Source organism: Vibrio sp. T13N (assembly GCF_032970445.1).
GTDB classification, from domain to species: domain Bacteria; phylum Pseudomonadota; class Gammaproteobacteria; order Enterobacterales; family Vibrionaceae; genus Vibrio; species Vibrio diabolicus.
Genome location: NZ_JAWJYE010000002.1, coordinates 411,131 through 436,964, shown reverse-complemented (window position 1 = coordinate 436,964; position 25,834 = coordinate 411,131). Strand labels below are relative to the sequence as shown.

Below are 25,834 nucleotides of genomic sequence, written 5' to 3'. Positions count from 1 at the left end.
CATGGCTCAACTTAGCATGCGCCCATGTGGGGATTTTCGAACCACATACAAAAGTGATACGCCAATTTTTGAAACCAAAACCATCAGAAGCCTTGCGATTGCAGGTGTCATCGCCATGCTGGCAGCACCGCTGGTCTTGGATATTTACTTCCTAAACCTGTTTATTCAGATTGCATACCTCGGTATCGCGGCATTGGGCTTAAACATTCTGGTTGGTTTTACAGGACAAATCTCGCTAGGTCACGGTGCGTTCTTTGGCTTTGGCGCCTTTGCATCGGCTTGGCTAAATAACCAGTTCAACATTCCAGTCGTGTTTGCGATTCCGCTTGCGGGTTACTTAACCATGATTGTCGGGATGCTGTTTGGTCTGCCAGCTGCGCGAATTAAAGGCTTATATCTCGCGATTGCGACTTTGGCTGCGCAGTTTATTTTAGAGGACTTCTTTGCTCGTGCAGACTGGTTCAGTGGCGGCTCATATGGTGCTGGTGCAAATCCTATCAATCTGTTTGGCTTTGAGTTTACGACCGATGAAAGCTTCTTCTACATTGCTCTGTTTGCGCTGATCTTTATGTACATGTGGGCATCGAACTTGATCCGTTCTCGTGATGGTCGCGCGTTTGTCTCGGTACGAGATCACTACCTGTCGGCAGAAATCATGGGTATCAACCTAACCAAGTATCGTCTGCTCTCATTTGGTGTGTGTGCGTTCTATGCAGGCATCGGGGGTGCACTCTACGGGCATTATTTAGGGTTCGTATCAGCAGAAGGTTTCACCATCATGATGTCTATCCAGTTCTTGGCAATGATCATCATTGGTGGCTTGGGTTCCGTCAAAGGCACATTGATGGGCACGATATTTATCGTATTACTGCCAGAAGTGTTGGAGTTTGGCGTGACGGGGTTGGCTGCGTTTAGCAATAACACTTCGTTCGTTGATGGGCTTGCTTACTTCAAAGAAATGGCGATCGGCTTGGTCATCATGCTGTTCCTTATTTTCGAACCTCAAGGGTTATCGCATCGCTGGCAACAGATTCGAGCATATTGGAAACACTATCCGTTCTCATATTAACGTGGAATTAAGTGGAATATACCTCAATAACAAGGACAACGAGTTATGAACAAAGGACATTTAGCGACAACGTTGGTGCTATCTTCGGCACTGTTTACTACCGCCACTTGGGCAAAAGACTCTGTATTTGTCGGGCAATTGGTCGACTTTTCTGGACCAACAGCCTACGTGAGTAAGCCTTATGGTTCTGGTGTGCGAGACGCATTACGCTGGATCAACCAAAACGGTGGCATTAACGGTACTGAGCTCGAATTTGAAACGGTAGACATGGCGTATAAAGTGCCAGTAGCCATTTCCAACTACAAACGTTGGGTGGCGCGTAAAGACATGGTTGCGCTACAAGGTTGGGGCACGGCAGATACCGAAGCACTCATCTCGTTTGTGACCAAAGACAAAGTGCCAGTGTTCTCTGCCTCTTATTCAGGTCACTTAACGGACCCAACCGGCAAGAACCCAAAAACCGCGAAACCAGCGCCTTATAACTTCTTCTATGGTGCGTCGTACTCAGATGCGTGTCGTGCACTAGTGAAGTGGGCGAAAGAAGATTGGGAATCAAAGGGCAACCAAGGTGCGCCGAAATTTACCCATATTGGGGATAACCACCCATTCCCGAATGCGCCAAAAGAAGCGTGTGCAGAATATGCTGAAGAGCTTGGTTTTGAGGTACAAAACCCAGTCGTTGTGTCACTCAAACCGGGTGATTTCAAAGCACAATGTCTGTCGCTGAAAGAGTCTGGCACCAACTACGGTTACATTGCCAATATCGGTAGCTCGGTAATCTCACTCGTGAAGTCTTGTAATACGGTTGGTACAGAGTTCCAGTACATGGCGAACATTTGGGGCGGTGACAAACCAGTACTTGAAGCGGCGGGCGATGGCCTTAAAGATTATGTTTTTCCTGGCATGACCGCGTTTTGGGGAGACGATAACGAAGGCATGAAACTGGTTCGTGAGATTTCTAAGCAGTCTGAATCAGAGCCTGGCGAGTTTAGAACTCACCACTACATTCGCGGCATTTGTTCTGCGTTCTACATGAAAGAAGCGATGGAGTGGGCGAAAGACAACGGTGGCATCACGGGTGAAAACATCAAGAAGGGCATGTATGTCCATGACAACTGGGTCCCACAAGGCTTAGAAGGTGTTTGTGTACCTGCGAACTGGAAGCCGGAAGATCACCGTGGCACAACAACCGTGAACGTGTTTATGGGTAACAACAACGGCGGCGCAGTCGATATTAAGAAAGTATCTCAGGTGACATTGTCACGTCGTGACGATTGGCTAGGTTACTAATCTACGACTTATTAATAACAAAGCTTACTGAAAATAAGGATGGGTGAGAGAACGCTCTCACCCTAGCAAGGAGTAGTTTGATGGCTGAATTAGCAACGAATATCGAACCGGCAGAAATACTGCTTTCAGTGAACAACATTGAAGTCGTCTACGACGAAGTAATACTAGTGCTTCGCGGTGTGAGTTTAGAAGTTCCAAAAGGGCAGATTGTGACCTTACTTGGTGCCAACGGTGCGGGTAAATCCACAACGTTGAAAGCCATTTCTGGTCTATTGAAAACCGAAGATGGTGAAGTGACGCGCGGCGAAATCAACTTCATGGGCGAGCGCATAGACAACAAAAGCCCGGAAGAGATCGTCCGTTCGGGCATCTTCCAAGTGATGGAAGGGCGCCGAATTGTTGAAGATATGACGGTAATAGAAAATCTTCGCTTAGGCGCTTACACGCGCACGGACAACGAAGTCGAGCAAGACATCGAAATGGTGTTTGATTATTTCCCTCGCCTTAAAGAGCGTACTGGTCTAGCGGGTTATTTGTCAGGTGGTGAGCAGCAAATGCTAGCGATTGGTCGTGCACTGATGGCTCGTCCAAAAATGATCTTGTTGGATGAACCTTCGATGGGGCTTTCGCCGCTGTTGGTGAAGGAGGTGTTCAGCATTATTAACAAGATTAATAAAGATCAAGGCATTACCATGCTTTTGGTTGAACAGAATGCCAACTTTGCCCTTCAAGCGGCCGATTACGGTTACATCATGGAATCAGGCAAAATCGTTCTGGATGGCAGCAAGCACGAACTGCTAAACAATGAAGATGTGAAAGAATTCTACCTTGGCGGCGGCGATGAAGATCGTAAGAGCTTTAAGAATCTGAAATCTTACAAACGTCGTAAGCGTTGGTTGTAAGGAGCAAGGATGAACGAACTATTTGATGCGAAAGAGTCTTTGTCTCCGCAGGCACGAGAAGAATCGCTGTTTCAACGTCTGCCGACACTGATTGAAAATGCAAAAGCCAACAGCGAACATTATGCGGCGCATTTTGCTGAGTTAGAACCTACGTTGGCAAATAATCGTGAAGGGCTTACCCAGTTTCCGATTACGCGCAAATTCAATATGCCAAACCAACAGCAATTTAAACCGCCGTTTGGTGGTTTAAATAGTGTTGCGATTGGTCAGATGGCGCGCGTATTCCAATCACCGGGGCCGTTGTATGAGGCACAAACGGATGAGATGGATTTCTGGCGTATGGGGCGCGCGTTTCACGCGGCTGGATTTAGTGCGGGCGATTTAGTGCATAACACGCTCTCTTATCATTTCTCGCCTGGTGGATTTATTATGGATGGTGGCGCAAGAGCTTGTGGCTGCGCGGTATTTCCGGCGGGTGTCGGGAATACCGAAGCACAAATTGAAGCGATTAAACAGCTGCAGCCAACGGGTTATACGGGCACGCCTTCTTACTTGCTGACGTTGCTACAAAAGTACCAAGAACAATACGATGAGTCGCCGAGTTTTACCAAAGCGCTGGTCTCTGGTGAAGCGGTCACCGCAGACATGCAACAGATGTTTGAGGACAAAGGCATTGCAGTCTCTCAAGCCTACGCAAGTGCAGAGCTTGGTTTGATTGCTTATCAAGTGTCTGGCGAGCAAGGCTTGGTGATTGCCGAAGATATCATCGTGGAAATCGTTAATCCTGATGGCATTCCTGTACAACCGGGAGAAGTAGGCGAAGTGGTCGTGACATCGCTCGATGAGAAGTTTCCGCTGATTCGCTACGCAACGGGAGATTTATCGGCATACCTAGAAACGGGCTCGGATTCGCCACGCACGAATGCGCGAATTAAAGGCTGGATGGGGCGTGCGGACTCAGCGGTGAAAGTGAAAGGCCTGTTTGTTTATCCGCATCAGATCCAAGAAGTCTGTCGTCGCCACGATATTAAAGGCTCCTTGAAAATTGAGCGCGATGGCTTCAACGATGCCATTACTTTCTGTTGTCATGATGTGCATGTATCAGCAGAGGACATTCAAGCAACACTCCAGTCTGTCACTAAACTGAAAGGCAATGTCCAGTTTGTACCGAACCAAGCGGAGCAGCCGTTAATCAATGACCTGCGCAGTTAACCCGTCATTGTAAACCGCAGTTATAAAAAGCTAACAACGTAAAAATCAAAGGCTAGGAGAGGGGATACCACATTGTGCTGCGTATCCCTTTCTTTTTGTGCCAGTACAATCAAGAGGGCGATAAATGAAGCAGGCACCGACCATCAATCAACAGTTTTGGGATAATTTGTTTACCCAAGGCACCATGCCGTGGGATGCCAAAACCACACCTCAAGAGCTAAAAGCTTACCTAGAAAACGCGCTTCATAGCGGTCAGTCTGTATTTATCCCTGGCTGTGGTGCTGCTTATGAACTCAGCTCTTTTATTCAATATGGGCATGATGTGATCGCGATGGATTACAGCCAACAAGCAGTAAAAATGGCGCAATCGATGTTAGGCAAGCACAAAGATAAAGTCGTGCTGGGGGATGTATTTAACGCTGACTCTACGCACTCATTTGATGTGATTTACGAGCGTGCCTTTCTCGCTGCACTACCGAGAGACCAGTGGCCAGATTACTTTGCTATGGTGGATAAATTGCTGCCAAGAGACGGTTTGTTAATCGGTTATTTCGTTATAGATGATGATTACCACTCTCGCTTCCCTCCATTTTGTTTGCGAAGTGGGGAGTTGGAGGGTTATCTAGAACCGGCGTTTAAGCTTGTGGAATCCTCAGTGGTGGCAAACAGTGTTGAGGTTTTTAAAGGTAGAGAGCGCTGGATGGTGTGGCAGAAAAGCTGCCGTATTTAAACGCTATGGCATCAAATAATGAATACAAAATCAGCGTCACATAATGCATATTTTAAAGACAATTATTCTTGTGGTAACGATAAGTGTTGTGAATTGGCGAAGTTGTGAGAAATGTAGATCATGTCCTTTGAAAACATAAGGATATATAATATGGACAAATCATTTTCTCTCATCGATAAGCCTACCTTCTTAGGCTCACTCTTTCTTTTACTCAGCGTCGTTATACCTTTAATTTTATTTCCCACACAAGGTGCGGATTGGATAGCTTCGGCCAAATTTTTCATGACCGATAAGCTTGGTGTGTTATACCTCGCACTGGGTATCGCAGCAATGTGTTTTATGATTTACACCGTGTTCAGCGATCTTGGCCAAATCAAACTTGGTGAAGCCGACGAGCAACCAGAATTTGGTAACGCCTCATGGGCTGCAATGCTATTTTGTGGAGGTATTGGCGCAAGTATTCTGTATTGGGGGTGTATCGAGTGGGCATACTACTATCAATCACCACCATTTCAGTTGGAAGCAGGGAGTGAAGAAGCCATTCGCTGGGCCGCGACTTATGGTCTGTTTCACTGGGGACCGATCGCTTGGTCAATTTACCTTATTCCTGCTCTGCCTATCGCTTACTTCTTTTATGTACGCAAACAACCTGTTTTGAAAATCTCTAGTGCGTTAATGCCTGTATTAGGAGAAAAGCGTGCAAACGGTGGTATTGGCAAGTTTATTGATGTGTTGTTTATTTTTGGTATGTTGGGTGGCGCGGCGACTACGCTTGGCTTAGCAGCGCCTCTTATCAACGGTGGTCTACATCATATCTTCGGTCTTCCAAACAATACCTTCAGCCAAGTGGCTGTATTACTTCTCTGCACTGCGATTTTTGGTTACTCCGCGTATGCAGGGCTTGAGAAGGGGATCAAATTCCTTAGTAACATTAACTTCTGGGGTGCGATGGGCTTGTTACTCTTTGTACTTGCCGTTGGGCCAACCGTGTTCATGTTAGAAACGGGCTTAGATTCTATTGGTCGTATGTTGTCTAACTTCTTTGTTATGGCCACCTGGGCGGAGCCGTTTGGTGGTTATGGTGAGTTTACAGATACACACTTCCCGCAAGACTGGACTATTTTCTACTGGGCATGGTGGTTGGTCTTTGCTCCTTGTATGGGATTGTTTGTTGCGCGTATCTCGCGTGGAAGAACGATCAAACAGATGGTCGTAGGTTCGATATTTTACGGTTCTTTAGGTTGTTTCTTATTCTTCATTGTTTTAGGTAACTACGGTTTATCGTTGCAATTGACGGGTGAGCTTGATGTCATCGCAATCCTCAACGAATCAGGCGCACCAGCGGCTATTTTTGCAACGTTAGACACATTACCGTTAGGGCCAATCGTTATTGGTGTTTTTACACTATTGTGTATCATTTTTACGGCGACGTCGTTTGACTCTATCTCGTACATTCTTGCGTCTGTGGTTCAAAATGATGTGACGGAAGAACCGATGCGCTGGAACCGTTTGTTCTGGGCGTTTACTTTGTCTTTTCTGCCAACCGTCCTAATGTTCATGGGAGGTTTATCGACATTACAAACCGCTGCGATCGTGGGAGGTTTACCGTTGCTAGTTATCTCGGTGATGTTGATGGTGTCCTTTGTTCGCGCGGCGAGCCTAGATATTAAACATCAAGCAGAATACGAAGAGCCAACCATTAACATTGAAGAACTGCCGGAAATTGACCCTTGGTCAACAGAGGGAATGGCTTTGGCGAAATTTGAGCGCTTTAAAGACTTAGCTCAACAGGCGGCTGAAGAAGAGCGCGAAGCAATGGCGGCCCTGATGAGCATGCGTAAGAGAATTCGCGCATTTGCCTTAGAACATAGTTGTGAATCTGGGTTTTCGGACCATCATTTACCAGAAGAGATGCAAACAGAGCTACAGCAACTAACCGAAGCGCTTGAGTTGGCTCAACAGAAGAAACAAGAACTGTCTGAACAAGCCCAAGAATCTCGAATGGAATTTAATCATGTGTTATTAGGCGGCGCGTCGGCAGGTTTAGCAACGTCGCAGGCTTAAGAACAGACACACAAGAGCCGAGTACAAACTCGGCTCTTTTTTTGGCGTGGATACCTTACAGTTAAAAATCCTGCTCAGTCAGTGTTAATGCTTATACTATTTTAGGTTGACCATCTGATGCGGTGGCACCGCCGTCTACAGGTAGGTTTACGCCATTAATGAAAGATGCGTCATCACTTGCCAAGAAAGTCACGACGGACGCAATTTCTTCAGGTTCTGCTGCTCGGCCAAGCGCAATGCGCTCATTGAATTTATCGCGGATTTCCTGCGGCCAGCCGTTCGTCATGTTAGTTTTTACTATGCTTGGGCATACGGCGTTAATTCTTACGCCCTCCGCACCATGGTCCAATGCCATCGCTCTAGTAAGGTTGACCACAGCGCCTTTACTCGCGCAATAGAATGCGGCACCCCAGTCACCACCCAAACCAGAAACGGACGCGGTATTCACCATACAACCTTTCGTTTTTAAGAGTTCAGGTAACGCAAACTTCGCGCAATAAACGACGCCGTCAATGTTTACACCAGAGATCTTCTTCCAGTCTTCCACACTACCTTCAATCACTGAACCAGGGACATGTACGCCAGCATTGTTTACTAAAATATCCAGTTTACCGAAACGGGTAACAACATCAGAAATCAGTGCTGCGACTTTATCTGGATCAGAAACATCAATGGAATGCGCAGACACGCGCTGTTTATCAAAGCTCTCAACGGCGTTTGCCAACTGCTCTTCATTCCAATCGGCAAGAGCGACGTTTGCGCCTTCTTCATACAAACGTTTTGCGATGGCCAAACCAATACCATTGGCAGAACCAGTCACGAGTGCGACTTTATTTTTTAATCCTCTCATGCGATATCTCCTTCGAAACTTACAAAAACGGGATCTTGATTTTTCTCTGTGCGCGGCAACATCAGTTTGTCGTTGTCGCTGTAATCTACGGGGATAGCCACCACTGCTGGTCCTTCAACGTCCATGGCTTTATTCAATGTCGGTAGCAATTCGTGTTGACTAGTCACTGCGAAGCCTTTCGCGCCAAATGATTCGGCATACGCCTTGAAATCAATTGGTCCAAATTTCACACCAGAGCAGCGCTGATATTTGTTGAACTCTTGCATTTCTACCATGTTGTAGGCGTTATCAACCCACACAATATGGACGATATTGCAGTTCAGTCTAACCGCGGTTTCTAACTCCATGCTCGATTGCATAAAACCGCCGTCTCCCGATATCGATACCACTTTACTACCAGGTTTTAGTAGGCTGGCACCAATGGCCCATGGCAGTGCAACGCCCATCGTTTGTTGGCCGTTAGACACCAGCATTTGGCGAGCTCGAAAACAACTTAAGTAACGAGCGATCCAGATGTGGAAGCTCCCCATATCAAGACATAACGTGGTATCTGGTGTGATGATAGATTGCATGGCTTTAATCAGTGCCAGTGGATGAAATCCTTGCTTGTTATAGACATTGGGATAGGTTTTGATCACTTGCCGTTGCAGTGCTACCTCTTCCAGTACTGAAAGTGCCGTTGGGGAAAGGCGAGCATATTCAGAGATATAGCTGCCCATTTTGTCTAATGACTGCGCAATGTTTCCGACGATTTCAACACAAGGCTGATAATTAAGTTGGTATTCTGCCGGTTCAATATCGAGGTGAATCACTGGGTTGCGGTGGCTGTTCCAAAGCTCAGGGTCATACTCTATTGGGCTAAAGCCGATGGTGAGAATTAAATCGGCGTCCCGCAGTAAAACATCGCCGGGTTGGTTGTTAAATAAACCAACACGACCAGCAAAGTGGTGATAGTAGTTGATGTCTACTGTTCCGGCGGCTTGGTAAGTGCCGACAACGGGTAGCTGCGTATTTTGAAGAAATCGGGCGATAGCAGCAGCGTTTTGGCTGCGGCTCGCGTGAAGGCCAAGTAAAACCACACAACGCTTTGCTTTACTGATTCGACTGACCGCTTCTTCGATTGCTGCGATGTCTGCGCAACCAGGCTGTGTGTAAGGCGAGGGGACAATAATGTCCGTTTGGGTTTGCTCGGATAAAACATCTTGAGGGAGACTCAAAAAGCAAGCCCCAGGACGACCTGACTCTGCGATACGAAATGCGTTCGCCATGATCTCGCTTGCGGCGTCCACATGCTGCACTTCAGCACTGAACTTGGTTATAGAGCGAAAAATACTGACGGTATCCATGCTCTGGTGTGTTTGTTTTTGCTGGTCAGTTCGTTTCACCGCACCACCGATAGCAATCAGCGGATCGCCTTCGGAGTTTGCTGTTGCCACCCCCGTAACTAGATTGCCACAGCCTGGACCTGACGTAACCATTGTGACGCCTGCTTTGCCGGTTAGTCTTCCCATAACGCCCGCCATAAATGCGCCGTTAGCCTCGTGGCGTACCGGAATCATTTGGATGTTAGTGTCTTCAATCGCATCGAACAGTCGATCGATTTTTGCACCGGGAATACCGAAAATGTACTTAATGCCGAGAGACTCTAGCTGTTGAGCGATCAACTGAGCTCCATTTTTATTTGGAGGTTTGGATTGCATTTGTTGTCCTTATTATTTGCCTGACTTTGTTACTTTTCCGCCTTTTCTATGGCGGTATTTATATCTTCCGGAGCCAAATTGGCGTTGAGGAAGTCTGTCGATACTGGGGTATCAATCACTAGCCGTGAGACTTTGCCAATCTGGAGAAATCCTGACGAAATGCTGTAATCCTGGATATGACCACCTCCTTGGCGGTCATCGGTAATAAAATGTTCGTGATAGCCGGGTACATTGATGCCAGTCGTATATTTAGGACTGCGAAAGCCGGCGACCACGCCTTGCTTATGCGTGAAGCGGAATGTTGGTTGTTCTTTGACCACTTCAAGCATTGGCCGATAAGGGCGTGTTTGTTTGGGTACGGTACGAGTACGAACTGAATCGAAAACGCCATCAATGCGCACTGCGCAAAATAGGTTGTCACTTGGAACCATGTCGTCTATGAGGCTATGGACTTCATGACGTGACATGCGCGATGTCAGTGGCAGCTCGATATCAGGCTTAAAAAAAGTCATGACAGCAAAGGGCGTTTTTTGCGCCAGGTCTGCCGGGTTTGCGGAGCCATCCGACTTGAGTTGAAAAACTTCCTTATCAAAAGCAATCAACTCACCATCCAATTCATTGAACGTACCTAAACCAAAATCCCCATGTTTCAGCAGTTCTTCTATGGTTGTTGAGCCTTCGTAAACACCAGCGATCAAAGCACTCATTAACGAAGTCTGATAAATCTCACCATCTCCGGTAACGTGATGGTATTCAGAAAATTCTTTCGCTACTTCAAGCGAACAAGCACATAGAGGGTTATAAAATCCACGCATGAGTAAGACCAGTTATGCAATGAAGAGTATATTTAGATTGACTTCTACACGGTGCTAAATCCAATATAAAAAAGATTTATTTTGATATGGAAAATATATGGAATTTCGCTACCTGAAGTATTTTGTCGCGGTCGCCGAGACTCGTCACTTTACCCGAGCTGCTGAACAGTTAGGGATTGCGCAACCTCCTTTAAGTCAACAAATCAAAAAGTTAGAGCACGAGCTTGGTGTGGACCTATTTAAGCGCTTGTCTAGAGGGGTAGAACTGACCCATGCTGGGCAAGTCTTTTATACGGATGCGGTAAATATTCTTGCTGATGTGGAACGCGCTAAAGCAAAAGCCCGACAGATTGCCCGTGGTGAAAATATGCAGGTTAAAATCGGGTTCGCAACGTCAACATCAACCTGCATTAAGGTATTAGAGAGGGTGGGGCGTATTCAAGAGAATGGGGTTCATTTACAGGCGGCGGAACTGTCAATGCCAGAGCTTGCCGCTCAGTTAAAAAGCAAACAACTTGATCTCGCAATCATGCGGCTACCCTGCTACGCCAGTGAGCCTTTTGAGCACAAGGTGTTGTTTAACGACCCGTTTGTCGCGGTGATTCCGGCGGGGCACGAGCTGGCAAAGTATCCCTGTATCCAGATGAAACAGTTGAGAGACCATAAAATTTTACTGTTTCCACGAGAGACTGGACCTGCATTGTTTGATGGCATGAGCACACTTTTTGCCGACGCAGGAGTAAGACTCGAACCACAGTTCGCAGCACCGCAACTTCGTACGACGATTGCCATGGCGCAGGCTGGGTTAGGTATTGCTCTCGTTCCGCGTTCACTGGCTGAACATCTCGATGATTCTGCGACAGTCGCCGAGATTGATGATATCCCTCTCACTAGTCGTGTTGTTGTTGCTTGGGAGGCATCTAATCTCAATAAACAAGCGTTGAAAGTAGCCATGAACATCGGTCATGTTGAGGTCTAAAGATGAGTCATCGAACTGGCTCTGATAGCCACAGGCAAATGTGATACTCTCCCTCGTTATATGCAAAGCTATGCTTTGGTTGAATAGACAAATCTTACTCAACGAATAGAACTTACTGAGGATGTACCAATGATATACGCTGCGGTCTTTGATATGGACGGGTTGCTGATTGATTCAGAACCTTTGTGGAAGGAAGCGGAAAAGCAGGTGTTTTCATCAGTTGGCGTCCAGGTGACCGAAGTACTGTCAAAGCAGACTGCAACGATGACGACAGATGAAGTAACAAGGTTTTGGTATGAACGTAATCCTTGGCAAGAAAAGAGCCTAGAGGAAGTAGAGAATGCTGTTGTGGATAAAGTGGAGGCATTAATAATTGAAAAAGGATGCGAATTAGAGGGTGTTACAGAAACACTCAAATTGCTTAAGGAAAAAGGGTTTAAGATAGGGCTGTCTACTAATTCACCTTATCAACTCATTCCCACCATTTTGAACAAACTCGGTATTGCCAGTTACTTTGACGCGATATCATCGTCAGACGATGTAGAACAGGGCAAGCCAGAGCCAGATGTCTACCTTTCAACAATCAATAAACTAGGTGTAGATTCAAGTAACTGTATTGCCTTTGAAGACTCTTATTCGGGTATGCTTGCGGCAACACGAGCAAACATAAAAACAGTCGTGATACCTCAACCTGATAAGTTCTACCAAGAGTTTAATGAAGCCAGTCTAAAGCTGCGAAAGCTATCAGAGTTTAATGAAAGCCATTTGGCGAGTTTAATGGACTTGAATTTGAAAGCAACAATTGCACCAACACCGCATGAAAGTTTTTTAGAAGAAGGACTTGATTGTGAATAGTCGGTCGCTGAAAAAATACCTACTGCCAATGTTCTTATTGGTTTTACCTATAGAATCATTCGCAAAAGATACGACTATGTTGGACGAGCTCAATAATCGATTTGTTACATTTGAAAGGCGATTTGATGATTGTATCAACTCTGCTTCTCAAAATGATATGAGTGAAAACATTGTCGGTCAGATTCAAGCGCTTAATATTGATTTTGAAATTTCGGTTGGCTATTTATACAAACAATCACTTTATTTATGCTCTGATAATGAATTCAGTGAGTTAGCAAGAATTATCATGATAATTGAAACCTCCGATAATGATGGATTGCAATTATCAAAGGCAAAAGCTAGTCAAATTAGAAAGCTACTTTTTAGCAAAGTGGATTTACGTTTAGAGTCGAAGTTTCAAAGTTTACCGCAAGATAAAAAGGAAGCATTACTGAGCATTGCGAAAAAGCTTGAACCTTTTGATCTCGTAAGCATGCATGAACGACTTCAGGCAATGTAGACTTATGAAAGAGTGTTTTGAGTAGATTCTTAACGCTTGGCTTTTTCATTAAGATTGAGTATTAGGTTCAACGCCTCTAGCTCTTACACAAGATCTAGAGGCATCCATTTTTTATTGACTAAAAAGTGCCGAGCTAAGATTTTAACCCTGCAGCGGTCATCATGACGCGAAACAGCATTGATACGAACCCCAGAGCGAGTACACTGGCCGCCCAGATCCCAACCATCCAAGCCCACTGGCGGCACCAATTTTTGATTTTCATACTCACTCCTCATTAACTCGTTAATGGTACGCTTCGCCTTCTTTTACTTTTCCGGAGAAGACGTAGTAACTCCAAAAGGTGTAAGCCAGAATTATCGGGATGATGATCACCGCTCCAACGAGCATAAAGCGCTGACTGCTTGCAGGCGCCGCTGCTTCCCATATTGATATGCTAGGAGGAATGATATTTGGCCAGATACTGATGCCAAGCCCAGCGAACCCGAGAATTACGATCACCAATGCCATCACGAAAGGGCTGCGCTCTTTACGCTTTTTAACGGAGTCAGCAATCTTCAAACATACCAGTCCAGTAATGACTGGTACGGGCAGTAAGTAGAACAAATTCGGCAGAGAAAACCATCTTTCCGCAATGGCAGGGTAAGCAAGTGGAGTCCAAGCGCTCACAATGACTAATGCGGAGATCATCGCCAGTAGTGTTTTGTTAGTGAAGCGGTACATCGTGTTTTGCAGTGCACCTTCCGTCTTCATGATGAGCCATGTGCTACCAAGCAGCGCGTAGGTTGCGACTAAACCGAAGCCACAAAAGATGGGAAAAGGGCTGAGCCAGTCGAGTTGGCTACCTACGAAAACGCGGTTTTCCACCGCAAAGCCCTGAATTACCGCGCCGACAACGATGCCTTGGAAAAACGTGGTTAAAATCGAGCCGACCATAAAAGAGCGGTCCCAGAATTTTAAGTGGCTTTCCAATGCTTTAAAGCGAAACTCAAACGCGACGCCACGAAAGATCAAAGCAATCAACATCAACGTTAAAGGGATGGTTAGCGCTTGAATAATCACCGCGTAAGCCATCGGAAAAGCGCCAAATAGAGATGCGCCTCCAAGTACAATCCAAGTTTCGTTGCCGTCCCAAACTGGCGCGACACTGTTGACCATGACGTCTTTTTGTTTTTCATCCTTGATGAAGGGCATCAGTATTCCAATACCCAAATCGAAGCCGTCCATGATGATGTACATCAAAGTGGCAAAAACGATGATCGCGAACCAAATCACGGATAAATCAAAATGCATATCTTCTACCTTCACTTTGTGACAAATTCTAGATGCGGCCTGAAACGGTCGTCATGTCGTGCTCATCGTGTTCGATTGCATCGGGGCCTTTCTTGATTTGGTGGATCATGTAGTAATACCCAAAACCAAACACCAAGCTGTACACAACAAGGAAACACAGCAGGCTGATGCTCATTTGTAGGTCTCCGTGTGCAGACACCGCATCACGCGTTTTTTGTACGCCATACACGACCCAAGGTTGCCGACCAACCTCTGTCGTAAACCAGCCAGCGAGTATTGCGATAAGACCAGATGGCCCCATAAATAATGAAAACTTGAGGAACCAACGCGAGGTATAAAGCGTGTTCTTTTTTCGTAACCATATGCTGTAGAAGCTTTGAAAAATCATCAGAAGTCCTAACCCGACCATGATTCGAAATGACCAAAAGACGATAGGTGAGTTCGGTCGTTCCTCTTTCGGGAAGTCTTTCAGCGCCGGGATTGGCTCAGTTAAACTGTGGCGTAGGATCAAACTTCCTAGAACAGGAATTTCTAAGGCATAGTCTGTGCGTTCTTGTTCCATGTTTGGCATGCCGAACAATATCAATGGGGTTGGTTTGCCATCGCTGTTATCCCAATGTCCTTCGATGGCAGCGATTTTGGCGGGCTGGTGTTCGAGAGTGTTTAACCCGTGTACATCGCCAATCACGGCTTGGAGTGGCGCAAGGAACACTAAGATCCCGAGCGACATCGAAAACATCGTTTTTACCGCAGTCGTTTGATTGCCTCTCAATAAATGCCAAGCGGCTGACGCGCCAACGAAGAGTGCCGAACTGACGAACGCCGCGACGCTCATGTGCGCCAAACGATAAGGAAATGAAGGATTGAAAACGATAGCAAACCAGTCGGTTGGTACCACGCGTCCGTCGACAATTTCATAGCCTTGTGGCGTTTGCATCCAACTGTTGGAGGCGAGAATCCAGAAGGTCGAAATGATCGTTCCTAACGCCACCATCGAGGTTGCAAAAAAGTGCAGCTTTTCGCCGACGCGACGCCACCCAAACAGCATTACGCCAAGAAATCCGGCTTCGAGAAAGAAAGCCGTTAACACTTCATAAGTCAGTAATGGGCCCGTGATAGAGCCAGCAAAGTCGGAGAAACCACTCCAGTTGGTGCCGAATTGATAGGCCATGACAAGACCAGATACAACGCCCATTCCAAAGTTAACCGCAAAAATTTTCGACCAGAAGTGATAGAGCTTTTGGTAATCGGGATTACGTGTTTTTAGCCATAAACCTTCCAACACTGCGAGGTAGGTGGCCAAACCTATGGTGATAGCGGGGAAAATAATATGAAAGGATACCGTAAAGGCGAACTGTATCCGTGCAAGCATAAATGCGTCGAGGCCAAACATTAAACTTCCTTTGATCTTTTAAGTTTTATGAGAGAGCTATTTTAAAAGGAGCGGAATGAGGGAAGTAGGTACAGACAGTGACTATAAACCTATAACAGATTAAATATTGAAGTGTTATTATTTTGCATTCGGCTTTATGGAAGGGGATTCGCGTGTGGCGAAGTATCAAGAGTTAGTGGAACAGCTTAAAAGGCAGATAAAATCGGGGATATGGCATCCGGGTGATAAGCTGCCTTCTCTGCGTCGCCAATCTGAACACTCGGGCTTAAGCTTGATGACGGTGTTGCATGCCTATCAAATTCTGGAATCTCAAGGCTGGGTAACGTCACAGCCGCGATCTGGTTATCGCGTTGCTCCCAATATTAAGAGTTCAAATGAACCCCAAGCGCCAGCAGCGGTTTCGTGGACAGAGCAGGTAGACATCAATGAGTTTATCTTTGATGTGCTGCAGGCGAGTAAAAATCCATCCATGATCAATTTTGGCTTTGCCTATCCAGATCCAAGCTTGTATCCACGCTATCACGTGAATCGGGCGATGAGCGCAGCCGCTCGCAATATGCCGATTTCCACCACCTTTGATAACTTACCGCCGGGAAACGAACAATTACGCACCATCATCGCGAAGCGTTATGCTGCGAAAGGCATTGAAATTTCACCCGATGAAATTGTCATTACGGCAGGCGCGCTGGAGGCGTTAACGCTCAGTTTGCAAGCCTGCACAAGACCGGGAGATTGGGTGGTTGTGGAGTCGCCTGCATTCTATGGCGCATTGCAATCCTTGGAGCGGTTAGGTTTGAAAGCGCTCTCAGTAAGAACAGACCCTGTCACGGGCATTGACCTAGACTCATTGGAACGAGCGCTGCAAACACACGATGTGAAAGCATGTTGGCTGATGTCGAACTTCCAAAATCCTCTGGGTTTTACGCTCTCCAACGAGAAAAAACAAAAGCTGATTGAGCTGACACAGCGATATAACGTGCCAGTGATTGAAGATGATGTGTACAGCGAACTGCATGCCGAGAATGACTCGGTTTACCCACTAAGAATGTTTGATGACACGGGCAATACCATGTTGTGCTCCTCGTTTTCAAAATCACTAATCGCAGGGCTACGTATTGGTTGGGTTGCGGCGGGAAAGCGGGCGCTAGAGGTACAAAAGTTACAGCTAATGAGTACATTAGCGACGAGTGCACCAGTGCAAATGACATTGGTGCACTATTTAACAAGCCGCAATTATGAATCGCATTTGAAGCAGTTACGGAAAAAGCTGTTTGAACGTAAAAGTAAGATGACGAATCTGCTTAATGAGCTGTTACCTGAAGAAGTCAAAGTGTTAAGCCAAAGCGGCGGGTACTTTATTTGGTTAGAGCTTCCCAAGCATATCGACGCCTTGCAGATATATCGAGAAGCGCTAAAAGATAATATCAGCATCGCACCGGGAAAGATGTTCAGCCTGACAGAACAATACGATCACTGTATTCGTCTTAACGCTTCTTTTGAGCTTAATGACAAATACGTCCATGCTCTCAATCTGCTTGCCAACATTATTCGCGATCATTTGGCAAAATAGCGACTTTCTTCAGTTTTTTGGTTTAATGGAGCGCGCCGGATTTCCAGCAACTCGATCGCCCGGCGCAACGTCTTTGGTTATCACAGAGCCAGCGCCGACGACGGCCTCATCGCCAATGGTCACGCCTGGCAGTATGATAGCGCCCCCACCAATCCAAACGTTATTGCCGATTTTTACCGGTTTGGCGATCTCATCTCCGGCTAAGCGTCTTTGCGTATCGAGTGAATGAGCGGCTGTGTAAATTTGCACTCTAGGCCCAATCATGACGTTCGCGCCAACCTCAACCTGTCCATTGTCCAGAATAATGGCATCCCAGTTGATGTAGGTGTTTTCTCCGATGGACAAGTGACAACCGTAGGTAAGTTGAAGCGGTGGCTCTATACAGGCGCTGTTTTTTAATTGGACGCCCATTTCCGCCAATAGTTGTCTACGGATATCTGGGTTTGGCTCGTGGTTAAATTGGAAGACAAGCTGCGCAGTTTTGGCGCGCATTAGCTTTAGTTCTTCATCCAGGCAATTATAGGTTTCTCCAGAGCGCATCCGAGTCAGTTCTGACATAACAATCATTCCATTAATGGTTTGCAGTTGAGGCCACAATGATAAGTGAGTGTTTCAGTCAATAGGAGGTTTTTATTATGAAATCAGATGTTTATCACTGATTTATATTCAATAGGTTAGTTTTGAGTAAGCACTCGTTAAGAGTCATTCAAATAGAGAAGTGAATTGGGTAAGTTCCTTTTAGCAGGGGAGGAAAGTATAGATTGGATGTTGCTTTCCTCTCCACAGCTTGATTTGGAGCATTTATTGGCTGTCCCACATCACTTCGCACTCTTCTTTAATTGCCGATTTTAAAAGCTCAATAAGTGGAAATGCTCTGCGTCCTAAACTGACCGTTGGTTCCTCTTGCTCTTCATATTCTTCCGTTGCTTGACTGTTGTTCTTCTCTATCGCTTCTTGTGCTGCGAGAGCGGAGGTCAATCTAGATAGAGCATCAGGGGTGTCTTGAGCGGAAATTGACCCTGGTACTGAGCCACTATGCCCCATCATTTTGATCATCTTTATCGCAATATCGCCAAACATAGTGACGTTTGAGTGGCTATGGCAACGAAATGTAATAAGCATTTACCTGCTCCTGTTGTAGGTGTTCATTTGAGTATAAATGGTATCTGAGACACGAGGCAATTTAATCCGATAATTCGCAATCTTTCAGATAGCTATCTATCTTTAACGAAAGACAAACATAAGGAGATGATTTTGTTGAACACCCAATTAAAGACGTTGATTTGGCGGCTTCACAAGCGAATATTTACGTTGCTTATGGTGTTATGCATATGGTCACCTTCTGTCGTTGCTCAACCTTCCATTGTTTTTGGTGTCGTACCGCAACAGTCGGCGACCAAACTAGTGCAACAATGGCAGCCATTACTGCAACGCTGGGGAGATCTTGCTGGCGTTGAGATTAAGTTTGCCACGGCACGTGATATTCCCACATTCGAAGCTCGCTTGATGGCTGGAGCCTACGACATTGCATACATGAACCCATATCACTTTACGTTGGTGAATCAAAACCCAGGTTATACGGCGTTAGCAAGAGCGAAAAATAAGCGGATCACAGGCATTATTGTAGCAAGGCGAGGGAAGTCGGTTTCCCTTGATGAGCTGCAAGAAAAGACCATCGCTTTTCCTGCTCCACGAGCATTTGCTGCTTCTATCATCACACAATCAGAGTTGGCGCAGAAAGGCATCAAGTTTACGCCTAAATACGTCGGTTCGCACGACTCAGTCTATTTGGGGGTACTTAAAGGTTTGTACATTGCTGGTGGTGGCGTGAAGCGTACCTTTGAGAGCTTACCGAGTGAAATAAAAGACCAACTTAGCATCATTTATACAACTGCTGGTTATACGCCTCATGCTATTGCGGTTTCAAATAATGTCGATGAAGAGATTACTCTTGCCTTACGAAAGGCAATTTCGCAACTTAATGATGATCCAAAAGCACAGGAGAGTTTTACTTTACTCAACATTGACGGGTTACAGCTTGCACAAGACCAAGATTGGCAAGATGTTGTTCAATTGGGAATCTCAAGATAAATGGTTGCCCTATGACGCTGCGTTCGAAAACGATACTTGGCATTGCTCTTATTGAGGCCCTTGCACTCGGTGTACTCATCATTAGTGGGCTTAATTGGTTGGAAAGTTCCAACGAGACTAGCCTCGAGGTTGGGAGCCAACACTTGGTGAGTGTATTTGCTCAGGCGTCGAGAGATGCGGTGATTGCGACGGACTTAGCCTATCTAGACAGTTTTGCTCGCTCTGTCGTGAGTGAGCGCGAGCTGGCTTATATTCGTATTGTTAACCAAGATGGCGTCGAGCTGACGCTACAGGGGGATTACAGCGGTGTTGATACTGGTGTGAGACCGTTTGATGTGACCGATGGAGTTTACGATGTTGCGCAAGAGATTACTCTTGGAGAGCAGACTTTCGGTAAGGTTGAAATGGGTGTGAATGTTGAACATGTACATCAAGTTCTTTCATTTGCGACTCAAGCAAGTTTGGTTATCGCCTTTATTGAAATGTCGCTGGTGGCCATGTTTTCGTATGCTCTCGGTAGCTATTTGATGAAGCGGCTCGATCTTCTTCGTACTGGGGTAATCAAGGTTTCACAGCAAGGTCCGGGTTCGCAAATTTCGATTTCAGGCAATGACGAAGTTACACGTGTTGGCGAAGCGTTTAACCAAATGTCACGCTCTTTAGCGCAAGCGCAAACTAAACTTCAGCAAGAGCATCAAACCCAGCAACAGTTATCGGCCAAAATATCGCAGCTTGCTGAGGTTGCCGAACATGCGCGTGATACCATTATCATTACTCACCCTGACGGCACTATTGCATGGGTAAACCCTGCGTTTGAACAGCTAACCGAATATACGTTGGAAGAAGTTATTGGCAAATCGCCGGGCGAGTTACTCCAAGGGCCAGACACAGACCCAAATACGGTGGCATTGCTCTCAAACAGTGTCCGTAAGCATTCTCCTATTAGGGTTGAAATACTCAACTATACCAAGTCGAAGCACGCGTATTGGGTCGAGTTGGAGCTCTCTCCTGTGTTTGATGAAGATGGCGGGCTGTTACGTTTTATTGCGGTAGAGCGTGACATCACCGACAGGCGCAGGATGGAGAGGCGTCTGTCGTCTGCTTTAGATAAATCGAAAAAGGCGATGCAAGCCAAATCGGAATTTTTGGCGAACATGAGCCATGAGATTCGTACCCCAATGAACGCGATCATGGGGATCAGCGAGATATTGCTTGAGAACGAAAACCGTCGAGAGCCAAGGGAGTTATTACTCTTGCTGCACAAATCTGCCAACAACCTTGTGACCATCATTAACGACATCCTCGACTACAGCAAAGTAGAAGCGGGCAAGTTGACGTTAGTTGAAGAGGAGTTTGACTTGCGTTCACTCGTCGAGAGCTGCACCGCTTTGTGTGCCTATCAGGCGGATAAAAAGAACCTCAAGTTGTTGGTTGATATGCCATTGGCCATGAATACGGTCGTGGTCGGTGATAAAGGTCGGATTAATCAAATCTTGCTTAACTTGATCGGTAATGCGGTGAAATTCACAGATGAAGGCCATGTGCTACTCAAAGTCAGAGAAAGTGAGCAAGGTTTTGATTTTTCCGTGAGTGATACGGGCATTGGTATTCCCGAAGATCGATTGGCTCATATTATGGATAAGTTTGAGCAGGTCGATACCTCCGCGACAAGACGCCATGAAGGTACAGGCTTGGGGTTGGCAATCTCAAAACGTTTGATCAGCATGTACAACGGCGAGCTTTGTGTGCATTCGGATTTTGGCAAAGGGTCGTGTTTTAGCTTTAGTTTGCAGTTGCCTAAGCAAAGTCAGCTTCTTTCCGAACCGATAGAGCTGAGTGCAAATCGACTATTGTTGATTGATGATTATCAACCGCGCGTGCAACACTTGATACATTTAGCTCAAGAGATTGGCATTGAAGTTACTCATGCCAACGATTGGTCAACTGCGCAGTCTTTGGGTAAAAAATTGGATGGTTTTGATCGTATCCTCGCGAGTGTAAACAATGCTCAAGATAGAGATGCGCTCTATGAGCTTGATGCGACAGGATCCGCTGCCAAACGGGTACTGTTCCTTGCACCTTGCGTGATGGAGGAAGGGCAGGCATGGTCGTGCGAGCGGGATCGTTTATTGCCGCAACCGGTCACGCAGCATAAACTGCAAGCTCTGTTTTCTACTAAGACACAAAAGCGTCGAGAACTTTCCTCAGATGAGAATCCTGACTTTTCTAGCCTGCACCTATTAGTCGCAGAAGACAGCCATATCAATCGAATATTGATTGAAAAAATGTTGCAAGACACAGGTGTTAAACTGACGTTGGCGGAAGATGGTGTTGAAGCCGTTGAACTTTATAAACAGATTTCTCCGGACTTGGTGATTACCGATATTTCTATGCCAAACAAAGATGGTTTTGGCGTGACAAAAGACATTCGTGAGTTACAGGAAAGTGGTGCGTTTCCTTGGTGTCCAATCGTCGCGTTTTCTGCACATGCGATGCAAGAGCAGCAACAAAAAAGTATCGCATTAGGTATGGATGATTACCTGACAAAACCAGTTCAGAAAAGTGATTTGCTTAATATGATCGCGAAGTGGGGATGCCACACCCTTGCAGAGGAAAAGCACGCTTCTGTTTAGTGTTTCGGTTAGATTAAATCGGCTCAAAAAAACGAGCATGTTATTAAACATGCTCGTTTGTAGTTGTGTATCGTGGGTTGAGCAATTTACAAGCTGTTTGGGTCACCCAAAGCGAGTGCTACTTTGGAAGACGGACGTTTACCTAATGCATGGCAAATTTGCCAACCCGCTTCATTGATGATGTTGAGATCAATCCCCGTTTCAATCCCAAGTTGCTCACACAGATAAAGCACATCTTCCGTTGCAACATTGCCACTGGCACCTTTCGCGTAAGGGCAGCCGCCCAGTCCTGCAACGGCACTATCAATGGTATTGATCCCCATCAGCAAGGCTTGGTAGATATTGGCTAACGCTTGTCCGTACGTGTCGTGGAAGTGCACGGCTAACGCATCTTTGGGTAGCTGTGTTAGCTGAGAGTCCAGCATGGCGATAACGCGATTAGGCGTTGCTTTGCCGACCGTGTCACCGAGCGAAATTTCATAACATCCCATATCAAACAGCGTATTCGCTACCGCGGTGGTTTGCTCTGGTTTTATTTCTCCCTCGTAGGGGCAAACCATGGTGCAGGATAAATACCCACGCACAGGAATGTTGTGTTGCTTTGCGAGCTCGATAACGGGCTCAAAGCGAGAGAGGCTTTCGGCAATGCTGCAGTTGATGTTCTTCTGGCTGAACGCTTCTGAAGCGGAGCCAAATACCGCAATTTGCTTTACGCCACTTTCCAGCGCACGCTCTAACCCTGCGAGATTTGGTGTGAGCGCGCTGTAAACCACGTCAGGCTTTTGCGTGATCTCCGCAAACACCTGATCGGAATCGGCCATTTGAGGCACCCATTTCGGCGAGACGAAAGAGCCTGCTTCAATGTGCTTTAAGCCACTGTTGCTTAGCAGATTGATCAACCGGATTTTATCGACCAGCGTCACAGCAGTTTCATTTTGTAGGCCATCACGCGCACCAACTTCGACGATATTAACCTTCGCTGGTAGCATATTCGTGCTCCTTATCTTCACAGACATTATCGGGTGTAGAAATTAAATGCAGCAGGATGGAACCGTGCTGTACTTGGTCTCCATGCTGATAAAAAATCTCATCAACAGTTGCAGCTACCGGAGCTGTGATGGTGTACTCCATCTTCATCGCTTCGAGAACTAACAATGGATCACCAGCCGCCACTTCGTCGCCTTTATTCACCATGACAGCAGAGATTATGCCGTTAAGTGGCGCGGTTGGGCTTAGCTCATCATCCGCGCCTTTTGCTGATTCAAAGCTTGGTTGGTGTTCGAATGTGCGTTGCTGACCAAGATAAAACAGCGTCGTCTTTTGCTCGTCGTTGAGCGCATTAAAGGTGTAACGCACATTATCAATATCGACGATAAACTGGTTGCCACTTTCAAGCAGGATGACCTGATGTCGTTCTTCGCCACATTCGATAGTGAAGGGCTCAGGATGTTGAGTGCATGATTGCTGAGACGAATGATGCAAACGTACTTGATGGTTGACATTGGCATCCGTGAAGTTAAATCGATAAACGTTGTCAACTGACAGCCTAAAACCTTGTGAGGTTGGCGCGGGTAACGTTGAGCTGTCTGATTTAGCAGTGAGAGCATTCCAGCGAGCAACGGCAGCCAACGTTAACCAGATAGAATCCAACACATTTTGCTGTGTGCTGATACCTTGCTGGTGTTTAACCAAGAAGTCGGTATCAAGTGCGATATTGGCAAAGGCTGGCTGCGAAATAATGCTGTGCAGATAACCAATGTTTGTCGTGACTCCACGTACATGATATTGAGTTAAAGCCTCTTTAAGCTGCTTTAGGGCGATATCACGAGTTTGCCCCCAAACAATCAGTTTGCTGATCATCGGATCGTAGTATTCGCTGATGGTATCGCCCTGTGTGACACCGCTATCGACGCGCACACACGCCAAGCGAACATTACTGTCTGAGACGGGTTCCTTTAAATAATCGATGCATCCAGTCGACGGCATAAAGTCGTTCTCGGCGTCTTCGGCGTAAATTCGTAGCTCGATTGAGTGACCGTTATGCGTGATTTCGTTTTGTGAGATAGGTAAACGCTCGCCAGCAGCAACTTTGAACTGCCATTCAACGAGATCTACACCTGTTATCAATTCAGTGACTGGGTGTTCAACTTGCAGGCGGGTATTCATCTCCATAAAGTAGAACTGACCACGGCTATCAAGTAAGAATTCAACCGTACCAGCGCCAACGTAGTCGATCGCCTGAGCGGCCTGAACCGCGGCTTTACCCATTTGTTTACGCAGTTCATCACTAAGACCGGGAGCTGGCGCTTCTTCGACTACTTTTTGATGACGACGCTGAATGGAACAATCACGATCAGAAAGATAGACACAGTTGCCATGCTGGTCAGCAAATACCTGAACTTCCACGTGGCGAGGCTGCAATATGCATTTTTCGATTAGAAGCTGCTTATCGCCAAAGCTTGAAAGTGCTTCACGCTGCGCACCGTCGATGGCCAAGGGCATTTCGGCTGCGCTATTGACCACTCGCATGCCTTTACCGCCGCCACCTTGTGTTGCTTTAAGCATCACTGGGTAACCGATTTTTTCCGCTTCCGCTAATAAATGCTCAACGCTATTGTCTGTGCCGTGGTAGCCCGGAACCAAGGGCACGTTCGCCTCTGACATGATTGCTTTGGCTTGAGATTTAGAACCCATTGCCTCAATTGCGCTGGTGGAAGGACCAATAAAGACGATGCCATTTTCGCTGCACGCTTTGGCTAGTTTCGGGTTCTCGGAAAGAAAACCATACCCAGGGTGGATAGCATCAGCTTGCCATTTTTTTGCAGCATTGATAATCGCATCGATATCGAGGTACGACTCACTCGCCGGAGCAGGGCCGATAAATTCAGCGAAATCTGCTTGTTTAACATGTAAGCTGCTGCGATCCGCTTCGGAATAGACGGCAACCGTCTCTATAGCTATGCTTTTTGCGGTTTTAATAATTCGGCATGCAATTTCACCGCGGTTTGCGATCAGTATTCTTTTAAACATGATTCCTCCAACTGGCGGCGCGCTTTTCAAAAAACGCAGTCAGCCCTTCTTGTCCTTCGCTGGACACGCGGGCGGTTGCTATGGCTTGGCTAGTGTATTCAATTAATGAGTGATCGATAGGTTGGTTATCACAACGTAAGCAGAGTGCTTTTGCTGCTTGCATGGCTTGTGGACCGTTGTTAAGCAGGTGATCAATGGTGCGATTGACGGCTTCACGTGGTTGAGCGTCTATCTGATGAAGAATACTCATCGATAGTGCGGTTTCGGCATCGATCAATTCCGCGGTTAAAAAGTAGCGTCGGCTTTGTCGTTGTCCAATTGCTCGGATTACGTAGGGACCGATGGTCGCGGGCAATAAGCCGAGTTTCACTTCACTCAAACAGAAGCGGCTCTCAGGTGTGCCGATGGCGATATCGCAGCAGCAGATAAGCCCGAGTGCACCACCAAATGCTGCGCCGTGCACCATAGCAATGGTTGGTTTGCTAAAGGTATCCAGTTTATGCAGGAGCATCGCCAATTGCTGTGCGTCTTGCAGGTTTTCACTCTCGGTTTTGGTGGCCATTGACTGCATCCAGCCAAGGTCTGCACCCGCAGAAAAGTGTTTCCCTTGCGCCGTTAGAACCAGCGCACGTAAAGAATCGTCTCTCTCAAGCTGTTCCAAAGTTTCGATAAGTGAAGCAATTAACTCGTCATTAAACGCGTTGTGTTTCTCTGGTCGATTCAGGCTCAACCAAGCAACACCATTGCTGTCTTTTTCAAGCAGTAGTCCGGTCATGTGACTTCCTTTGTCTGACATTTCAGTCTGATATTCCATTGCTCGCTAACCAGTGCTTTATAAACATCGGTATTTGCGAGGAGTTAA

23 protein-coding genes are annotated in these 25,834 nt (G+C 46.4%); 12 read left to right on the top strand and 11 right to left on the bottom strand.

Annotation, left to right across the window (positions count from 1 at the left end; genetic code table 11):
- The first annotated feature begins 1 nt into the window (after position 1).
- The 6 genes from R2S67_RS04960 to R2S67_RS04935 all read left to right on the top strand — a co-directional run bounded on the left by R2S67_RS04960 (position 2) and on the right by R2S67_RS04935 (position 7,267).
- Positions 2 to 1,069, top strand: coding sequence for a branched-chain amino acid ABC transporter permease (locus R2S67_RS04960; protein WP_006741060.1), 1,068 nt, complete (start codon positions 2 to 4; stop codon positions 1,067 to 1,069).
- A 45-nt stretch (positions 1,070 to 1,114) separates the two neighbouring features.
- On the top strand, positions 1,115 to 2,359 hold the full coding sequence (locus R2S67_RS04955; RefSeq protein ID WP_006741059.1) for an ABC transporter substrate-binding protein: 1,245 nt from the start codon (positions 1,115 to 1,117) through the stop codon (positions 2,357 to 2,359).
- 80 nt (positions 2,360 to 2,439) lie between these two features.
- Positions 2,440 to 3,261 carry an ABC transporter ATP-binding protein gene (locus R2S67_RS04950; protein WP_005392594.1) on the top strand — a complete coding sequence of 274 codons (822 nt, stop codon included), beginning with the start codon at positions 2,440 to 2,442 and terminating at the stop codon, positions 3,259 to 3,261.
- A 9-nt stretch (positions 3,262 to 3,270) separates the two neighbouring features.
- A complete protein-coding gene (locus R2S67_RS04945) occupies positions 3,271 to 4,473 on the top strand; it encodes a phenylacetate--CoA ligase family protein (protein WP_317342637.1) in 1,203 nt (400 codons plus the stop codon).
- A 124-nt stretch (positions 4,474 to 4,597) separates the two neighbouring features.
- Positions 4,598 to 5,203 (top strand): methyltransferase domain-containing protein, encoded by a 606-nt coding sequence (locus R2S67_RS04940; protein WP_047008212.1) that lies wholly within the window; start codon positions 4,598 to 4,600, stop codon positions 5,201 to 5,203.
- Positions 5,204 to 5,353: 150 nt separating this feature from the next.
- A complete protein-coding gene (locus tag R2S67_RS04935) occupies positions 5,354 to 7,267 on the top strand; it encodes a BCCT family transporter (RefSeq protein WP_048624916.1) in 1,914 nt (637 codons plus the stop codon).
- Positions 7,268 to 7,358: 91 nt separating this feature from the next.
- On the opposite strand, the gene R2S67_RS04930 is transcribed toward R2S67_RS04935, so the two are convergent.
- From R2S67_RS04930 to budA, 3 genes are read right to left on the bottom strand one after another with little or no spacing between them, the layout of a single operon-like run.
- On the bottom strand, positions 7,359 to 8,117 hold the full coding sequence (locus R2S67_RS04930) for an SDR family oxidoreductase (protein WP_317342634.1): 759 nt from the start codon (positions 8,115 to 8,117) through the stop codon (positions 7,359 to 7,361).
- Positions 8,114 to 9,817 (bottom strand): acetolactate synthase AlsS, encoded by a 1,704-nt coding sequence (gene alsS, locus R2S67_RS04925; RefSeq protein WP_317342632.1) that lies wholly within the window; start codon positions 9,815 to 9,817, stop codon positions 8,114 to 8,116. Before alsS ends, R2S67_RS04930 begins: the two co-directional genes overlap by 4 nt.
- 29 nt (positions 9,818 to 9,846) lie before the next feature.
- Complete coding sequence (budA, locus tag R2S67_RS04920) at positions 9,847 to 10,632, bottom strand: acetolactate decarboxylase (RefSeq protein WP_005373273.1); 786 nt, start codon at positions 10,630 to 10,632, stop codon at positions 9,847 to 9,849.
- A 97-nt stretch (positions 10,633 to 10,729) separates the two neighbouring features.
- On the opposite strand from budA, the gene R2S67_RS04915 reads away from it, so the two are divergent.
- The 3 genes from R2S67_RS04915 to R2S67_RS04905 all read left to right on the top strand — a co-directional run bounded on the left by R2S67_RS04915 (position 10,730) and on the right by R2S67_RS04905 (position 12,965).
- Entirely contained in the window at positions 10,730 to 11,611 is an 882-nt protein-coding gene (locus R2S67_RS04915) for a LysR family transcriptional regulator (protein WP_317342629.1), read from the top strand.
- A gap of 129 nt (positions 11,612 to 11,740) precedes the next feature.
- Positions 11,741 to 12,466: a hexitol phosphatase HxpB gene (gene hxpB, locus R2S67_RS04910; RefSeq protein ID WP_046875947.1), complete on the top strand. Its 726-nt coding sequence runs from the start codon at positions 11,741 to 11,743 to the stop codon at positions 12,464 to 12,466.
- A complete protein-coding gene (locus tag R2S67_RS04905) occupies positions 12,459 to 12,965 on the top strand; it encodes a hypothetical protein (RefSeq protein ID WP_167416110.1) in 507 nt (168 codons plus the stop codon). Before hxpB ends, R2S67_RS04905 begins: the two co-directional genes overlap by 8 nt.
- 133 nt (positions 12,966 to 13,098) lie before the next feature.
- Here R2S67_RS04905 and R2S67_RS04900 read toward each other — a convergent pair whose 3' ends face one another.
- The 3 genes from R2S67_RS04900 to R2S67_RS04890 are packed head-to-tail and all read right to left on the bottom strand — an operon-like array spanning position 13,099 to position 15,648.
- Positions 13,099 to 13,227 (bottom strand): DUF2474 domain-containing protein, encoded by a 129-nt coding sequence (locus tag R2S67_RS04900; protein ID WP_015313385.1) that lies wholly within the window; start codon positions 13,225 to 13,227, stop codon positions 13,099 to 13,101.
- A 20-nt stretch (positions 13,228 to 13,247) separates the two neighbouring features.
- The gene (gene cydB / locus R2S67_RS04895) at positions 13,248 to 14,255 is read right to left on the bottom strand and encodes a cytochrome d ubiquinol oxidase subunit II (protein ID WP_317342623.1); all 1,008 of its coding nucleotides are present in this window, start codon (positions 14,253 to 14,255) and stop codon (positions 13,248 to 13,250) included.
- A gap of 28 nt (positions 14,256 to 14,283) precedes the next feature.
- Positions 14,284 to 15,648, bottom strand: coding sequence for a cytochrome ubiquinol oxidase subunit I (locus R2S67_RS04890; RefSeq protein ID WP_317342622.1), 1,365 nt, complete (start codon positions 15,646 to 15,648; stop codon positions 14,284 to 14,286).
- Positions 15,649 to 15,784: 136 nt separating this feature from the next.
- On the opposite strand from R2S67_RS04890, the gene R2S67_RS04885 reads away from it, so the two are divergent.
- Complete coding sequence (locus tag R2S67_RS04885; RefSeq protein ID WP_274612104.1) at positions 15,785 to 17,218, top strand: PLP-dependent aminotransferase family protein; 1,434 nt, start codon at positions 15,785 to 15,787, stop codon at positions 17,216 to 17,218.
- Positions 17,219 to 17,227: 9 nt separating this feature from the next.
- On the opposite strand, the gene R2S67_RS04880 is transcribed toward R2S67_RS04885, so the two are convergent.
- Entirely contained in the window at positions 17,228 to 17,776 is a 549-nt protein-coding gene (locus tag R2S67_RS04880; protein ID WP_167427392.1) for a sugar O-acetyltransferase, read from the bottom strand.
- A gap of 243 nt (positions 17,777 to 18,019) precedes the next feature.
- Positions 18,020 to 18,340, bottom strand: coding sequence for a DUF1840 domain-containing protein (locus tag R2S67_RS04875; protein ID WP_317342621.1), 321 nt, complete (start codon positions 18,338 to 18,340; stop codon positions 18,020 to 18,022).
- Positions 18,341 to 18,472: 132 nt separating this feature from the next.
- Between R2S67_RS04875 and R2S67_RS04870 the strand changes: the two genes are divergently transcribed.
- Both R2S67_RS04870 and R2S67_RS04865 read left to right on the top strand, forming a co-directional pair.
- Positions 18,473 to 19,309 carry a phosphate/phosphite/phosphonate ABC transporter substrate-binding protein gene (locus R2S67_RS04870; RefSeq protein WP_164665524.1) on the top strand — a complete coding sequence of 279 codons (837 nt, stop codon included), beginning with the start codon at positions 18,473 to 18,475 and terminating at the stop codon, positions 19,307 to 19,309.
- Positions 19,310 to 19,320: 11 nt separating this feature from the next.
- On the top strand, positions 19,321 to 21,942 hold the full coding sequence (locus R2S67_RS04865; protein ID WP_317342618.1) for an ATP-binding protein: 2,622 nt from the start codon (positions 19,321 to 19,323) through the stop codon (positions 21,940 to 21,942).
- An 86-nt stretch (positions 21,943 to 22,028) separates the two neighbouring features.
- On the opposite strand, the gene R2S67_RS04860 is transcribed toward R2S67_RS04865, so the two are convergent.
- The 3 genes from R2S67_RS04860 to R2S67_RS04850 are packed head-to-tail and all read right to left on the bottom strand — an operon-like array spanning position 22,029 to position 25,747.
- Positions 22,029 to 22,931, bottom strand: coding sequence for a hydroxymethylglutaryl-CoA lyase (locus R2S67_RS04860; RefSeq protein WP_301578261.1), 903 nt, complete (start codon positions 22,929 to 22,931; stop codon positions 22,029 to 22,031).
- Positions 22,912 to 24,972: an acetyl/propionyl/methylcrotonyl-CoA carboxylase subunit alpha gene (locus tag R2S67_RS04855; RefSeq protein WP_317342615.1), complete on the bottom strand. Its 2,061-nt coding sequence runs from the start codon at positions 24,970 to 24,972 to the stop codon at positions 22,912 to 22,914. The genes R2S67_RS04860 and R2S67_RS04855 overlap by 20 nt, the downstream gene beginning before the upstream one ends.
- A complete protein-coding gene (locus R2S67_RS04850; protein WP_317342613.1) occupies positions 24,965 to 25,747 on the bottom strand; it encodes an enoyl-CoA hydratase-related protein in 783 nt (260 codons plus the stop codon). Before R2S67_RS04850 ends, R2S67_RS04855 begins: the two co-directional genes overlap by 8 nt.
- Positions 25,748 to 25,834: the final 87 nt, after the last annotated feature.